The organism is Nocardia rhizosphaerae, from assembly GCF_042650365.1.
Lineage (GTDB): Bacteria > Actinomycetota > Actinomycetes > Mycobacteriales > Mycobacteriaceae > Nocardia > Nocardia rhizosphaerae.
This window is the reverse complement of the sequence record NZ_JBHSBA010000015.1, coordinates 89,649-105,286: the sequence shown is the minus strand read 5'-3', so window position 1 is coordinate 105,286 and position 15,638 is coordinate 89,649. Positions and strand designations below refer to the sequence as shown.

Annotated in this window: 8 protein-coding genes; 2 read left to right on the top strand and 6 right to left on the bottom strand. The window is 70.0% G+C overall.

Going from position 1 to position 15,638, the window contains the following annotated elements:
- Positions 1–4: 4 nt before the first annotated feature.
- The 6 genes from ACFOW8_RS22595 to ACFOW8_RS22570 form a co-directional block, all read right to left on the bottom strand.
- Entirely contained in the window at positions 5–304 is a 300-nt protein-coding gene (locus ACFOW8_RS22595) for a hypothetical protein (RefSeq protein ID WP_378553365.1), read from the bottom strand.
- Positions 292–1,554 (bottom strand): inorganic phosphate transporter, encoded by a 1,263-nt coding sequence (locus ACFOW8_RS22590; RefSeq protein WP_378553363.1) that lies wholly within the window; start codon positions 1,552–1,554, stop codon positions 292–294. Before ACFOW8_RS22590 ends, ACFOW8_RS22595 begins: the two co-directional genes overlap by 13 nt.
- Before the next feature lie 66 nt (positions 1,555–1,620).
- Entirely contained in the window at positions 1,621–3,021 is a 1,401-nt protein-coding gene (locus tag ACFOW8_RS22585) for an MFS transporter (protein WP_378553361.1), read from the bottom strand.
- The gene (locus ACFOW8_RS22580) at positions 3,018–3,713 is read right to left on the bottom strand and encodes a hypothetical protein (protein ID WP_378553359.1); all 696 of its coding nucleotides are present in this window, start codon (positions 3,711–3,713) and stop codon (positions 3,018–3,020) included. Before ACFOW8_RS22580 ends, ACFOW8_RS22585 begins: the two co-directional genes overlap by 4 nt.
- Entirely contained in the window at positions 3,694–5,127 is a 1,434-nt protein-coding gene (locus tag ACFOW8_RS22575) for a condensation domain-containing protein (RefSeq protein WP_378553357.1), read from the bottom strand. Before ACFOW8_RS22575 ends, ACFOW8_RS22580 begins: the two co-directional genes overlap by 20 nt.
- A gap of 29 nt (positions 5,128–5,156) precedes the next feature.
- Positions 5,157–11,555, bottom strand: coding sequence for a type I polyketide synthase (locus tag ACFOW8_RS22570; RefSeq protein ID WP_378553355.1), 6,399 nt, complete (start codon positions 11,553–11,555; stop codon positions 5,157–5,159).
- A 318-nt stretch (positions 11,556–11,873) separates the two neighbouring features.
- On the opposite strand from ACFOW8_RS22570, the gene ACFOW8_RS22565 reads away from it, so the two are divergent.
- Complete coding sequence (locus ACFOW8_RS22565; protein ID WP_378553353.1) at positions 11,874–14,081, top strand: MMPL family transporter; 2,208 nt, start codon at positions 11,874–11,876, stop codon at positions 14,079–14,081.
- The gene (locus ACFOW8_RS22560; protein ID WP_378553350.1) at positions 14,078–15,637 is read left to right on the top strand and encodes an ArnT family glycosyltransferase; all 1,560 of its coding nucleotides are present in this window, start codon (positions 14,078–14,080) and stop codon (positions 15,635–15,637) included. The genes ACFOW8_RS22565 and ACFOW8_RS22560 overlap by 4 nt, the downstream gene beginning before the upstream one ends.
- Position 15,638: the final 1 nt, after the last annotated feature.

The window sequence follows — 15,638 nt, the reverse complement described above, 5'->3', positions numbered from 1 at the left end:
ACTCCTATCTCTCGACCAGTGTCGGGTAGATGTTCTCGAAGCTCACCCGCAAGCCGAATCCCGAGGCCACGATGACCGTGATGCCGAGTATCACGGCGACGATCACGGCAGCGAACATGACGACCGCGAGCACGGTGCCGAGCGGGTTCGGCCGGTGGGTGGTGCCGTCGGTGGCCTCGTAGCCGTTGCCGATCGCCGCGCCGCGCACGCCGACCGCGAACAGCGCGGGCAGCCCGGCCCCGAGCAGCAGCCCGACGAGCAGGACTCGCCAGACCGATTCGAGAACGAGTTTCAGAGTTTCCATGCTTCGGACCTCGCGATGGTGTCGGCGGACGGTGCGGCGGGATCTGGCTCGCCCTCCCAGTCCGCGTTGACGTTGGTGTGGTCTACCTTCTGCTGCTGTGCGCGCAGGTACATGTATCCGGCCAGGCCGCACAGGATCGCGAACGCGACGAGCGGGCCGGCCAACGTGGGGATCTTCGCGGCGATCACCCACATCAGGGCACCGAACAGGCCCGCCGCGGGCAGGGTGATGACCCAGGCCGAGACCATGCGCAACGCGACGTTCCAGCGCACCCGCCCACCGGGCTTGCCGACGCCGGAACCGAGGATCGAGCCGGTGGCGACGTGGGTGGTCGACAGCGCGAAGCCGAGATGACTGGACGCGAGGATGATGGTCGCCGACGAGGATTCGGCGGCCATACCTTGCGGCGAGCTGATCTCGACCAGGCCTTTGCCGAGCGTGCGGATGATCCGCCAGCCCCCGAGGTAGGTGCCTGCCGCGATCGCGACGGCGCAGGCCACCTTCACCCACAGCGGCACCGCCTGCGTGTCGTGCCACGCGAAGAAGCCGGTCGAGTCGGGTGTGCCTGCGCTGTAGCCGATCAGGGCGAGCGTGATCACGCCCATCGTCTTCTGCGCATCGTTGGTGCCGTGCGCGAGCGAGACCAGCGAGGCACTGCCGATCTGCCCCCACCGGAATCCGGCCTCGGTGAACCGCACCGCCACGCCTGCCACGATCCGGAAGATCGCGAAGGTGCCGACCGCGGCGACGATGCCCGCGATCACCGGCGAGAACAGCGCGGGCATGATCACCTTCCCGATCACGCCGTCGAGTTTGCCGTGCCCGATCCACACCACGCCGGCGCCGGAAACCAGCGCGGCACCGATCATGCCGCCGAACAGCGCGTGCGAGCTCGAACTCGGCAGGCCGAGCAGCCAGGTCAGCAGATTCCAGATGATGCCGCCGATCAGACCGGCCATCACGATGATCAGCAACGCGCGGCCGTGGTCCGCGGTGAACTCCGCCTTCGGTGAACCGTCCGGATTCTGGATCTTGATCACCGCGTTGGTCACGGTGAGGGCGACCTCGACCGACAGGAAAGCACCGACAAGGTTCAGCAGCGCGGACACCGTGACGGCGGTCTTCGGCTGCAACGCACCGGTCGCGATGGAGGTTGCCATCGCATTGCCGGTGTCGTGGAAGCCGTTGGTGAAATCGAAGGCGAGTGCCGTGACGATCACCAGTATCAGGATGACCAGTTCGCTGTTCACCGCGCACATTGTGCCCGGTGCCACGGCGCGTCCGGCACGCCGGGGCGGGGCCGATGCCTGCCCGCGTCAGTGCTCGGCGGTCGCGGGTTCGGGGAGTCGCAGCGTGATCGCGGCCAGGAGCAGGGCGACGGCGGCGACGGCGGCGGTCATGGTGATGCTGCCGCCGAGGGTGTGGGCGCTGAAGAAGATCGTCGTGAGGACGGTGAGGCCGACGGCGTTGCCGATCTGCTCCACGGTCGGCAGCACACCGGAGGCCTCCGCCATGAGGTCGGGCGCCAGACCGGAGAGCATGATCGGCTGGAGCTGGATGCCGAAGACGCCGACGCCGACGCCGGACAGGAACACCGGTCCCGCCACGAGCAGGGCGTTCGGGTGGCCCGAGGTGAGGTACAGGTAGATCGCGCCCGCGGCCAGACAGCCGCCGTAGCAGGCCATCCCGGCGGCCAGCGCGCGAACACCCCAGCGCCGCACCAGGATCAGCGACGCGACGGCTCCGGTTCCGGCGCCGAGGGCGAACAGCGTCATCACCAGACCGGTCACCAGCGGCGAATAGCCGAGGACGTCCTGCAGGGTGATCGACGCGGCGAAGACGAACGCGGTGAACAGGCCGAAGAAGGCGCCCACGAGCACCGACCCGATCCGGAACCGGCGGTCGGCGAACAGGTCGAGCCGCACCAGCGGGTCCGCACGGCGCCGCTGATGGATCAGGAAGACCGCGGTGGTCGTCAGCCCGGCGCCGAGCAGCGCGACGAGGTGGGGACGCCAGCCGTACTGCTGGATCTCCGACAGCGCGTAGATCAGCGCGAACAACCCGCCTGCCGAGAGCACCACCCCGCCGAGATCCAAGCGCTGTGTCTGCCCGGAGCGGCCCATCCGCAGATAGCGCCACGCCAGCACGAACGCGAACACCCCGACGGGCAGATTGATCAGGAACACCGAACGCCACCCGAGCCCGAGCGGATCGACGGTGAGCAGCACCCCGCCCGCGATCGGCCCGAGCATCCCGGCGAAGCCGGCGATGCCACCGTAGAGCGCGAACACCAGCGGATGCCGTTCCCGCGGGAACCCGGCGGTGAGGATCGCGATCGTCTGCGCGGCCATCCCGGCGCCAGCCGCGCCCTGCACGATTCTGGCCAGCACCAGTTCCGTAGCCCCACCGGCGGTTCCGCACCACAGCGAGGCGGCGGTGAAGGCGGCGACCGCACCGAGGAACATCGCCCGCCTGCCCACCATCGCGCCGATCCTGGCGGCGGGGAGCAGAGTGATCGCGAAGGCCAGTGAATACCCCGAGATCACCAGGAGCTGCGCCGACCTGGACGCCCCGAGATCGGCGGTCAGCGCGGGCAGCGCCGTGTTGACGATCGTCACGTCGATCATCTGCAGGAAAACCGCGATCAAGCACGCAGCGAAGGCCAGCCAGGCCCGATACTCCGCGCGCAGCCGGGCCGAGGCGGTGGCGACGGTCATGCGCGCAGCTCCATCACCGCGCGCGGCGCGGACAGCGACAGCTGGGTCGGGAAGGTCATCCGCACCAGCCGGTGCGGCGCCTCCTGTTCGAAATGCGCGACGAACGGTGGCAGCACGGAGCCGATCACCTTGTCCAGCAGGGAGTTCACCTGCGCGAAGCCGGGCCGCATCCGCACCTGCCAGCAGGGCACCGACCCGGCGGGCACCTCGACGGTGGACTGCTTCTCGACCCTGGCGATCAGCGGCCAGTGCACCGAGAACGCCAGCCACACGTGCACCGTCTCCACCAATCCCTCGGCGAAATCCAGTCCACGCAACAGGGTCAGCCCGCCCGCGATGGGCATCACGTTCAGCGGGAAGGGCGCGGGGGCGCCGCCGAATTGCAGGTGCATCGTGTCGATGAACGCGGCTTCCTCGCGGGAGACGACAGTGCCGCCGCTGCGGGTCTCGGCGCGGTAGTGCTCGGCGCGCAGCCGACCGCCGATCCGGCCGAAGCGCTGTTCGATGGTCATGGTGAGATCGTTGTCGCCGAGTGGGCCGCTCGGGCGGGCGTCGAGTGTCGTCCGGTAGCCACCCTTTTCGCGAGCGACATGGTGGGCCATCTCGAAACCCGGTGCCTGGCCGAGCAATCCGACGGTGTAGACCGACTTCTCGCCGTCGGGGATGAACGGGTCACGGAACGCGGTGTGCACGTGCGACACCTCCAGGTGAGATCGATTCGGCCGTGATGGCGAGGAACGCCGAGCGCATGGCGCTGAGATAGCGGTCAACCGACTCGTGCGCGACGGTGGTGTCGGGGTAGATCACGCTCAACGTGGTGCCGCTCGGCAAGCGGTTGATCCAGATCAGCGCCTCCTCGGAGGCAGCCCGGTTGGCGAACACGCCCGCGGAGACCTCGTCGAAGAGCTCGTGCCCGGCGAAGTCGCGAGCGTCGATGAACGAGATCATCGGCGTCACCCAGCCGGGTTCGACCTTGATCTCGGAGTCGGCGGGCAGCAGGTCGAGCACCCGGTGAAACGAGGTGGGCGCCAACAGGAGTCCGTTGTCGTAGGCGTGCTGGGCGAGCTTGATCACCCGAGTGGCGGGAGTGCGCGGGCCGAGCGGGAAGGCCACCGGCACGAGGGTGACATACCAGCCGACGGAGTTGTTCTCGGCCGCCGACGTGCGGGTGCTCAGCGGCGTCATGCCGAAGTAGTAGTCGGTGCCGGTGAGTTCGCGTTCGGTCAGCGCGGCCGCGGCGAAAACCCCACCGGCGAAGTCGGCGCCGGTGGCGCGGCACACCTGTTCGAACCGCTCGCCCTGGTCGGGGTCGAGCAGTTGGAGGGTCCGGTGGGCGCTGCGGTGATAGCCGTCGGTGCCGGTGCCGAGGTCGAGCGGGAACGACGGCAACCGGTTGTCGTTGCCTCGCACCAGCTCCAGCCATTTGCGCACGCCGGGCGAGGCGAGGGTGAGCTGGTCGCTGAGCGCCCGTTCGGCCACGCAGTAGTCCAGGTAGCTGGCAGCGGGTGCGGGCGGTTCCAGCTCCCCCCACATCTCGGCCGCGTACAGGTGGGCGAAATCCACAGCCGACAGGTACTGGCCGAGGCCGTCGGTGTGCAGATGGTCGACGGCCAGATACACCGTGGTGGAGTCGCCGTGTTCGATGGCGCCGAAGGTGAAGCAGTCCCAGTCGAACGGGCCGGGCGTGGTCTTCTCCACGTGGGTGCGGATGGCTTCGGGGTTGTCGATCCGCCCGTAGTCGACCGGCTGGAAGTCGATGTCGGCCTCCGGCACCAGGTGGCGGCGCACCGTGCCGCCGGCGTCGATGTCGAACCAGGTGCGGAAGGTGTTGTGCCGCATCAGAAATTTGTGGATCACCCGAGTCATCGCGGCCCGGTCCAGTTGCCCGGTGGGCAGCCGGGCGGTGACCAGGCACAGTCCGGAGAACCGGAAGTCGGCGGCGGAGTGCCGGTCGGCCAGCCGCAGATACTGCTCCTGTTGCAGCGACGGTGGCGCCGGGTGCACCGGCGCCGTCGCCGCGCGGCGGGACGATTCCGGGGTGGCGAACCAGGTCACCAGCCTGCCCGGTGCCGGTTCCCATTCGTCGATGAGTCCGAAGTCGACCACTGTCGTTGCTCCACTTCCGAATTCGAGGATCAGTGCGCCGCGGCCAGCGTCTTGTCCGCGGCGGGTTCGGCCGATGCCTGCGGTTGCGCGGGGGCGAGGTCGGGCAGCGGCGTCGCGGCCTCCGGCTCGTGGGCCAGGATCAGTTCCGCGACCTTGGGCCCGGCCTGTTCCAGGCTGAACGAGCGGCCCATCTGCAGTGACATCAGGTCGATGCCGAGCGTCTTGGTGACGCGGGCACCGAGCTCCACCGCCATCAGCGAATCGAGGCCGAGTTCGGGGACGGGCACGGTCATGTCGATCGACTCGACCGGCACACCCATCACCACGGCCAGCTCCTCGGCCATCTTGCGGGCGATGTGGGGTCCGCGCTTCGGCTCGTCCATGGCGGCCAGTTCGCTACGGAGCCGGGCCAGCTCGGAGGTGTCCTTGGCCGCGGCCTTGGCCAGGCCCGCGGTGCGGCCGGTGCGGGTGAGCTGCGGGAAGGTGCCGGTGAGTTTGGCCCAATCGGTGGGGATGATCGCGGCCCTCGTGACGCCGAGTCGCAGCGTCTGTTCCAGGTAGGCGGTGGCGTCGGCCATGTCGATCGGGCCGAAACCGACCAGGTCCAAGTACTTTTCGGCGGTCTCGTCGGCGGCCATGCCGCCGGTGGCACCGGAGAGGTGACCCCAGCCGACGCACAGCGCCCGCTCCCCTGCCCGCGCCCACTGTTCGGCCAGCGTCTCCACCGCGACATTGGCGGCGCAGTAGTTGTACTGGCCGTAGATGCCGTACATGGAACCCCCGGAGGAGCACAGCACGAACATGTCCAGGTCGATGCCCGCGTCGGCGACGGCCTGGTGCACCACCTGCGCACCGTGCACCTTCGGCCGGTACACCCGGTCGAGCTCGTCGAGTGTCATGGCGGAGACCCGGTTGTCGGCCACCGCGCCGGCGGCGTGGAACACCCCTCGCAAGGGATGCTCCGGCCCGTGCGCCCTGGCGATCACGGCGGCGACGGCGGCGGGATCGGTGACGTCGACGAGTTCTTCGACCACCTCGATGCCGAGTGTCCGCCAGGCTGCCAGCTGGCGCACCGCCGTCTCGGTCGTCGCACCGCCGCGGCCGAGCAGCACCAGCCTGCGGGCACCGCGCAGCGCCAGCCAGCGGCCGATCGCCAGGCCGAAACCACCGAAGCCGCCGGTGATCAGATAGCTTCCGAGACTGTCGATGTCGAGGTCGGGCAGGCCGGGGCGCACTTCGGGTTCGGGGCCGTCGATCCGCAACGCGATCCGGGTCGGCCGGGACGAGCGCAGCGTCTCCTCGAACGCCTTGCTCACCTCGGCGGTCTCGTACAGCTGGTAGGGCAGCGGGGTGTAGGTGCCCTCGGTGACCTTCTCGAACACCCGCTCGAGCAGCCGGGCCAGCCGTTGCGGACGCACCGCGACCAGGCGGTCGAGGTCCATCGAGTAGTAGGCGAGGTTCTTGTCGAAGTTCGCCAGCTCCAGCAGCCCGCCGGTGTAGATGTCGGCCTTGCCGACCTCGACGATGCGGCCGAATTCCGCGACGGCGTTGAAGTTCTGCCGCAGGATCTCCCCGGGCGCACTGCTGATCACCACATCGGCGCCGACTCCGCCGGTGAGGGCGAGCACGTCGTCGACGAAGTTCAGCGACCGCGAATGTACCGCGTGGTCGGCGCCCATCGCCAGCACGTGCTCGCGCCGCTCCGGTGTACTCGCGGTGCCGATGATGCGGGCACCGCACGCCTTGGCCACCTGGATCGCGGCCGTGCCGACACCGCCCGCCGCACCGTGGATGAGCACGGTCTCCCCCGGTTCGAGCCGGGCCAGATCGAGCAGCGCGTACTCGGCGGTGCCGAAGGCGATGGTGCTCGTGCAGTGGCCCGGGTCGGTGTCGGGCGGCAGCGCGACCACCAATTGCCGGTCCACCACGGCGAATCGGCGCATCATGCCCTTGGCGGCGACCGCGACCAGCGCACCCACCTCGACGTCGGTGACACCGGGTCCGACCCGCACCACGGTGCCGACGCCTTCCATCCCCGGCACGGTGCCGAAGTAGGTGGGGGCGAGTTCGCGCTCGCCGAGCAGTCCGATGATCTTGAGCGGGTCCTTGTAGTTCAGGCCGATCACCGCCATCCTGACCTCGAGTTCGCCGGGGCCGGGGGCCGGGCGCTCGCAGGCCCGCCAGCCCACCTGCGACAGCAGCCTGGTGCGCGGCACGTCGAGGGCGAAGTTGGCTTCGGGGTCGGTGAGCGGACGGGCGGTATCGAGTTCCTCGAGGCGCTCCGGCAGCGGTTTGGTGACCACCGGCACCCAGCGTCTGCCATCGCGCAACACCACCTCGTCGCAGTTGTCGGCCGTGAACGCGCCCGGCACGGCCAGCTCGGCGACCAGGTCGGCGATCGCGGTGTCGGGGGTGGTGTCGATGAGGCGCCACCGCAACGGAGTCTGCTCGTTGAGCAGGACGCGCCGCGCGCCTGCCAGCGCGGCCTGGCGGGGATCGGGTGTCCCGGTGCTGTCCGGCAGCGCGAACGCGCGCTCGGTGACCAGGGTGGCGTGCGCGTTGCCGTCGCCGAAGACCGATTGCGGCGCAGCGCCTTCCACGGGCGGATCGACGAACTCGTCCACGGTCACCGCGATGCGCTTGAGCGCCCACAGGAACGCCACATCGTCGGTGACCGTGCCCGCCACCACGCACACGTGCAGCCGGGTGTCCGCCGGACGTTCCCGCAACCGGGCGAGCAGGCCCTGTTCGAGCGCCGGATCGTCGGGGTGGGCGACATAGACCTGGGCCTGTGGCAGCGCGGCCGCGATGCCGAGCGCGTGGTGGCTTTCGCCGAGTTCCACGATCAGCGTCGCCGCCGGGCCGGCGTCGGCGAAGGCGGCGGGGTCGATCGGGTCGCGCTCCTCCATGGTGTCGGCGTAGTAGAAGTCGGCCATCCGGTGCATCGGGTCGTCACCGGGTTTGAGCGCGCCGATCTGCAGGCCGGTGAGCCGGGCGACCAGGTTGCGGTCGGCGTCGAGCAGGTCGACGTCGGCGCGCAGCCGGGCTTTCGGGTCCTTGCGCGCGACCACGGTGATCGTCTCGGGCAGTTCGGCGAGCAGCCGCACCGCGGTGACCCCGACCGGCACCATGATGCCTTCGGTGATCCGCTCGTCGGCGAACAGCATGGCCGCGCACTGCATGGCGGCATCGACGACGGCGGGGTGGGCCAGGTGACCGGAGTCCGCGGCGATGCTGCCGTCGACGGTGGCGAGCACGACGTCCTTGCCGACCCGGACCGAGGTGACCCGCCGGAACGACGGGCCGTACTTCAGGCCCGCCGCCGCCAGCCCGGCGTAGAACATGGCGGGATCGATGTCGATGCCCACCTCGATCTCGGGCAGCTCGACGGTGGTCTGCTCGTGCCCGCCGGTGAGGGTGCGCCCCGAGGCGTGCACGGTCCAGGCGGTGCCGGTGGCGCTGCGTGATCGGATCAGGAAGCGACCGCTGGCCTCCTCGACACTCAGCGAGACCAGCGGCACATCGGGTGCGCCCATGATCAGCGGTGCGACGAACCTGACCTGTTCCAGCGCGACCTGTTTCACGCCGAGGCGCGACGCCGCCGCACTCAATGCCGCGTCGAGGTAGGCGGCGCCCGGCATGATCTTCACGCCGTTGACGACGTGATCGGCCAGCCACGGCAGCAACTGCCCGCCCACCTGCAACAGCCACTCCGGCCTGCCCTCGACATCGGGATCACCGAGCATCGGATAGCCGTCGGGCGTGCCCAGACGCGCCTGTTCGAACAGCGGCAGCGCGGTGTGCAGGCGGGTGCGCTGCCACGGGTAGCGCGGCAGCGGAACATGCGGGGTAGCCGGGCGATCCGCGGGGAACAGCAGCTCGGTGTCGAGGACACCCGCCGCGTGCAGGCCGATCAGCGTGCGCCGCAGGCTCATCGAGTCGGGCTGCTCGCGATCGAGAGTGGCGACGGTGGTGCCGTTGACGTCGGCGTCGAGCAGTGCCTCGCGGATGTTGCCCGACAGCACCGGATGCGGGCCCACCTCGACGAAGATCCGGCTGCCGCGCCCGAGCAGCGCCCGGATCGCGTTGTGGAAGCGCACCGGGTTGCGCACGTTCGACCACCAGTACTCGGCATCCCACCGCGTCTCGGTGACCTGTTCGCCCGTCACGGTCGAGTACAGCGGCACCACCGGCTCCCGCGGCGCCAGATCGGCGAGCGCGGTGCGCAGTTCGGCTTCGATCGGGTCCATGAGGCGGCTGTGATAAGGCACCTCGACGCGCAGCCTGCGGGCGAAGATGCCGTCCTCGGTGAGTTTCTCGGCGATCTCGTCCAAGCGATCCGGGTCACCGGAGAGGGTGACCGCGGTGGGACTGTTGATCGCGGCGATATCGACACCGTCGATATCGGCGACGAGCTCGCCTGCCTGTGCGGCCGAGCGGCCCACCGCGAGCATGCCGCCCGTCCCCGCGGTCGTGGCCTGCAGCCTGGCCCGGTGGAAGGCCACGCGCACGGCGTCGCGCAACGTCAGCATCCCGCTCACGTAGGCAGCCGACACCTCGCCGACACTGTGGCCGACGATGGCTGCGGGCAGCACGCCGCGGGCGGCGAGTTCGCGGACCAGGCCCACCTGGACGAGGAAGTTCGCGGGCTGTGCCACTTCGGTGCTGGTGACCCTGGATTCGTCTTCGGGGCGCAGCAGCTCGTCGATGATCGACCAGCCCGCGACCGCCCGGAACTCGGCGTCGACCTCGGCGGCGGCCGCGGCGAACACGCCGTCGGCGGTGAGCAGGTCGCGGGCCATCCGCCAGTGCTGCGGGCCCATCCCGGAGAACACGAACACCGGTTCGGGCACCGCCGACACGACGGTCCGGGCCGCATCGCGCCCCTCCCCGCCCGCGTACTTGCGCAGCTCGGAAACCAGGTCCTCGGTGCTCGTGCCGAGCAGTACGCCGGTGCGGAACGGGTGCTGCGCCATCCTGGTCCAGGCGGCCTCGGCCAGGTGCTCGGGGTCGGCACCCGCGGTGATCAGGTCGGCGAATCGGCCTGCCAGCGCCCTGGCCGCGGCGGTGCTGCGCGCGGAGACCGGCAGGATGCCCAGGTGCTGTGCCTGCCCGGCCGGCCGGTCGGGAACCGGGGCGGCGTACTCGGTGAGGATGGCGTGCGCGTTGGTACCGCCGTAGCCGAATCCGTTGACCGCCACCGACATCGGGCCGGTGCCCGACGGCAACGGCTGCGCCTCGGTTTGCACGTGCAGACCGAGTTCGTCGAAGGGGATGTCGGGGTTGGGGTTGTCGAGCCAGCCCTGCGGCGGCAGCGTCCGATGCCGGATCGCCAGCGCCGCCTTGATCACACTGGCCACACCCGCCGCGGCCTCGGTGTGACCGAGCGTCGCCTTCACCGAGCCGACGCCGATGGTGCCGGTACGGCCCGAAGCGGCACCGAAGACCTTGCCGAGCGCCCGCAATTCGACCGGGTCGCCGACCAGGGTTCCGGTGCCGTGCGCCTCCAGGTAGGTGATGTCGGACGCGGCCAGACCCGAGCGCTGGCAGACCCTCCTGGCCAGGCCCTCCTGGGAGTCGACATTGGGCACGGTGATCGCGGTCGTTCGGCCGTCCTGGTTCGAGCCGGTGGCCTTGACGACCGCGTAGATCCGGTCGCCGTCGCGGACCGCGTCGTCGAGCTTCTTGAGCACCACCATGCCCGCGCCCTCGCCCCGGCCGTAGCCGTCGGCGGTGGCGTCGAAGGACTTGCAGCGCCCGTCGGCGGCGAGAAAGCCGCCCTTGCACATGAGGACGAAGGTCTCCGGCTGCAGCATCACGTTCACGCCGCCGGCCAGCGCGACGGTGCAGTCGTCGTTCGCCAGCGCCTGGCAGGCCAGATGGAACGCCACCAGCGACGACGAGCACGCCGTGTCGACCGTGATCGCGGGTCCGATCAGGTTGAGCGCGTAGGAGATCCGGTTGGACAGCATGGTGTAGGAGGCACTGGCCGGGGTGTGCATGTCGGTGTGGAACAGCGCGGGCCCGACCACCCCGATCACCGACTGGTCCACCACGAATCCGCCGACGTACACGCCCACCTGCCGCCCGGCCGCCCGGCCCGCGATCCCGGCGTCGTCGAGGGCTTCCCAGGTGACCTCGAGCATCAGTCGCTGCTGTGGGTCGAGCACCGTGGCCTCACGCGGGGAGATCCCGAAGAAGTCGGGATCGAATTCCCACGGATCGGTGGTCAGGAACGCGCCACGCTTGGTGTACATGCGGCCCGGTGTGCGCGGCTCGGGATCGTAGTAGCGGCGATAGTCCCACCGGTCGGCGGGAATGTCGACGACGCCGTCACGCTTTCCGACGACGAAATCCCAGAACGATTCCGGTGAGTCGATACCGCCCGCGAACCGACACCCGATACCAACGATGGCAATATCCGACACGCAATTACCTCCCGGCGCCACGGCCACAATTCCCGCGGCCTCCCGGATCCGACCGCTGTGCCCAACGTAAGAGGGTGGCGCTGCGGCGACGGCCCGAAATCCGACCTCTGGAAACTCCGACGGATCAGGGCGCGAAGTGTTGTGAACGTGCCCAAGTTCCGGTTCTTCCGATGCGCCGCCGCGGAAAAGGCACACATCACAACGGAATTCGCGAAGTATTGTGACCGGCCGCAACCTTGCCTTTTCACCTTCTCGGTGTCCACGCCCGGTGCCATGTTCGACCCGACGAATCTTCGACAGATCAGGCGGGAGGCGATCGTGTTCGCCGAGTTGACGCAGTGGGCCGATGCCGTGGTGCGGCGCAAATACACCGTCATCGTCGTATTGGTGACGGGATTGCTGGCCCTGGGCGCCTACGGAATGGGCCTCGGTGACCGGCTCGGCGCGGGCGGTTGGGACGATCCGGCGTCGGAATCGGTGCGTGCCGCGCATGTCCGCGACCGCGCGTTCGGCGGTGATCACAGTGCCGATGTGATCCTGTTGTTCACCGCCCCGCCGGGGTCGACCATCGACGATCCCACGTTCGGCGCTGCCGTCGTCGCGCATCTGAACGAGCTGCCGCGGAACTTCCCGGCGCAGATCGAGCGGATCAACGGCGCCTACTGGCCCACCGACACCGGATTGACCATGCCCGAGGTCTTCGGCTCGCCCGATCGCGGGCAGGCGTTCGCCTCGGTCGCCATCCGCGGCGAGGACCCGACGACCCAGCTGCGCAACTATCGCGCGGTCGCCGAGGCCCTGCCGGTGCCGGGGATCGACACCGAGGTCGCGGGCGGTCAGCCGGTCGCCGCGGCACTGACCGACACGATGGCCCAGGATCAGCGGCGCGTCGAACTGCTGGCGATCCCCGCGGTGGCGGTGTTGCTGTTCTTCCTGTTCGGCGGGGTGGTCGCGGCGGCACTGCCGCTGCTGGTCGGCGGGCTCACCGTGCTCGGCGCCTTGGGTCTGCTGCGTCTGCTCACCGCGGTGGTCGAGGTGAACTCGTTCGTCGCACCGGTGGTGTCGATGATCGGGCTCGGCCTCGCGGTCGACTACGGGCTGTTCGTGCTGAGCCGGTTCAGGGAGGAACTCGCGTGCGGGCACGAGGTCGAGGTCGCGGTGCGCCGATCGGTGGTGACCGCGGGCCGCACCGTGCTGTTCTCGGCGACGATCGTCGCGGTGGCCGCGGCGGGGATCCTGGTGTTCCCGCAGGGCTTCCTGCGGTCGTTCGCCTACGGCGCGATCATCACCATCGCCTTGGCGGCCCTGACCTCGATCACGCTGCTGCCCGCGGTGCTCGCGGTCCTCGGCAGGCGGGTCGATCTGCTCGGTGTCGACTGGTTCCGCCGCACGGCCACCCCGGCGGCCGCCGTGCGCAACCCGTGGGGCCGCGTCGCCGGTGCGGTGATGAAACGTCCACTCACGACGGCACTTCCGGTATGTCTCGGGCTGCTGCTGCTCATCCTGCCGATTCAGCACCTCGCCTTCGGCACCATCAGCGAGCGGTTCCTGCCGCCGGAGCATCCACAGCGGCTCGCGCAGCAGCATTTCGACGAGATCTTCCCGCTCCGGCAGATCGATCCGATCGACCTGGTGGTCGTCTCGTTCGACACGGCCGCGGCCGATCGGGTGCTGGCCGCGGCCAATCACGCACCAGGGCTGGCCGCACCGTTCCCGTCGCTGCTGCAATCCCCGTTCCAACCGCAGGTGCTCACCTCCCAGACCGTGCTCGCCGAGGGCGGCGACGCCGAGGCGACCATCGGCTACCTGCGGTCGATGGCGCTGCCCGGCGGCACCACCCTGCTGGTCGGTGGCCAGCCCGCGGTCGAGCTGGACAGTATCGACGCGTTGGAGCGACGGCTGCCGCTGATGATCGCCCTGGTGTTCCTGTCCACCACCGTGCTGCTGACCCTCACCTTCGGGTCCGTGGTGCTGCCACTGAAGGCGGCGGCGCTCAACCTGCTCGGACTCGGCGCCACTCTCGGCATCCTCACCTGGATCTTCGTCGACGGGCACGGAGCCGACCGGCTCGGCTTCACGCCGCAGCCGATCATGGCCCTGATCCTGGTGGTGATCGTGTCGGTGATCTACGGCTTGTCCACCGACTACGAGGTGTTCCTGCTCTCCCGGATCGTCGAGGCGCGGGCGGCGGGCGCGAGTACCACCGACGCCGTGCGGACCGGCGTCGCCCAAACCGGGCGGATCATCACCGCAGCCGCCCTGATTCTGCTCGTGGTCACCGGGTCGTTCGTGATCTCGGATCTGCTGATGATGCAGTACATCGCGTTCGGGCTGGTGGCCGCGCTGCTCATCGACGCGACGGTCCTGCGGGCGGTCCTGGTTCCGGCGGCCATGCGGCTGCTCGGCGAGGCCTGCTGGTGGGCGCCCGCCTGGTTGCCGCTGCGCACGCGGGCCGAGCGGGACGAACGTTCGCCGGCCGAGGTCGCGATGTCCGGCACGCACGGCGAACCGCGGAGCGCCCGATGATCTTCCGCTCCGAGCTGCCCGGACTGCGTACGGTGCCGGCGCGGATCCTGCCGCCGTTCGCGTGGCGCGAGGTGTGGGCGGTCGCCGCCGTCGCGGGCGCGCTGTTCCTGGTGCGCGCCGATCGCTACCTGATCGGCGGTGACGAACTGTATTTCGTCGCCGCCGGGCACCGGCCGTCCCCGAGCTACGCCGATCAGGGTCCGCTGGTGCCGCTGCTGGCCGCGCTGTCGGATCAGCTCGCCCCGGGATCGCTGCTGGCCCTGCGCTTTCCGGCCGTGCTGTGCACGGTGCTCGCGGTCGTGCTCGCGGCGGTGATGGCCAGGGAATTCGGCGGCGGGCGTGGCCCGCAGGTGTGCGCCGCGTTCGCCTACGCGACGACACCGCTCGCGGTGATGCAGTCGGCGATGCTCAGCACCTTCGCCGTCGACATCACGCTGACGGCGGTGGTGGTCTGGTTACTGGTCCGCTGGGTGCGCACCCGCCACGACCTGCTGCTGGTGGCCGCGGGGCTGGTGGCCGCCGTGGATTTCGGTGTGAAGTGGCTGATCCCGATCGTGTGGGCCGGGCTGGCCTTCGGCGTGCTCTGTTTCGGTCCGCGCGCGATGTTGCGCGCGCGGGGCTGGTGGGCGGGGTCGGCGCTGCTGGGGGCCGCGGCGGTGCCGATCCTGTGGTGGCAGCACGTCAACGGCTGGCCGCAGCTGGCCATGGGTGCCGTCGTGCGGGACGAGCAGCTGGCCACCGCCGGGCTGCTCGCGATGCCGTGGACGATGATCCAGGTGACGGGCGCGCTGGGGCTGCTGCTGCTCGCCGGGATGTGGGGTGGGTTGCGATCGGCGCGCTTGCGTCCGTACTTCTTCCTGATCCCGATGATCGGGCTCGGGCTCGGCGGCGTCGTGCTCGGCGGGTTGCGGCCCTATTTCGTGGCAGCGGCGTTCCCCGGCTTGTTCGCCGCAGGCGCGGTGTATCTGGCCGATCTCGGAGTCACCCGCCGGATCGGGATCGTCGGTGCCGGCCTCGCCGGGCTGGCGGCCGCGATCTGCGTCGCCCTGGTGGTCGTGCTGCCGTTGCCGCCGTCCCGGCTCGCCGAGCCCACCGATCGCTACGCCCAGATCCATACCCGCAGTGTGTACTTCGGTCCGAGCGGCTGGGACGAGCTCGTAGCGGCGGTGGACATCGCTTATCACGGGCTCCCGGCGGCGACCAGGTCCGAGCTGGTGGTGCTCACCCAGAACTACTGGCAGGCGGCCGCACTCGACTATTTCGGGCCGGACCGGGGACTGCCCGCCGCGTTCAGCCCGAATCGCGGGTACGGCTACTTCGCCGCACCGCCGGACCACGCCACCACGGTGCTCTATGTGGGTGTCGACGGGCCGGACACCGTGCTGGACAACGGCTTCGGTGACGTGCGGCGGCTGGCTGTCGTCGACGAACCGTTCGGCTTTCCCGGAGTGAACCGCGGAGTAGGCATCTGGCTGTGCCAGGAACCGTCGGCACCGTGGTCGGCCGTCTGGCCGGGCCTGCGCTCGCTGCCGCTGGTCGACGGGACAGCCCGCTGAG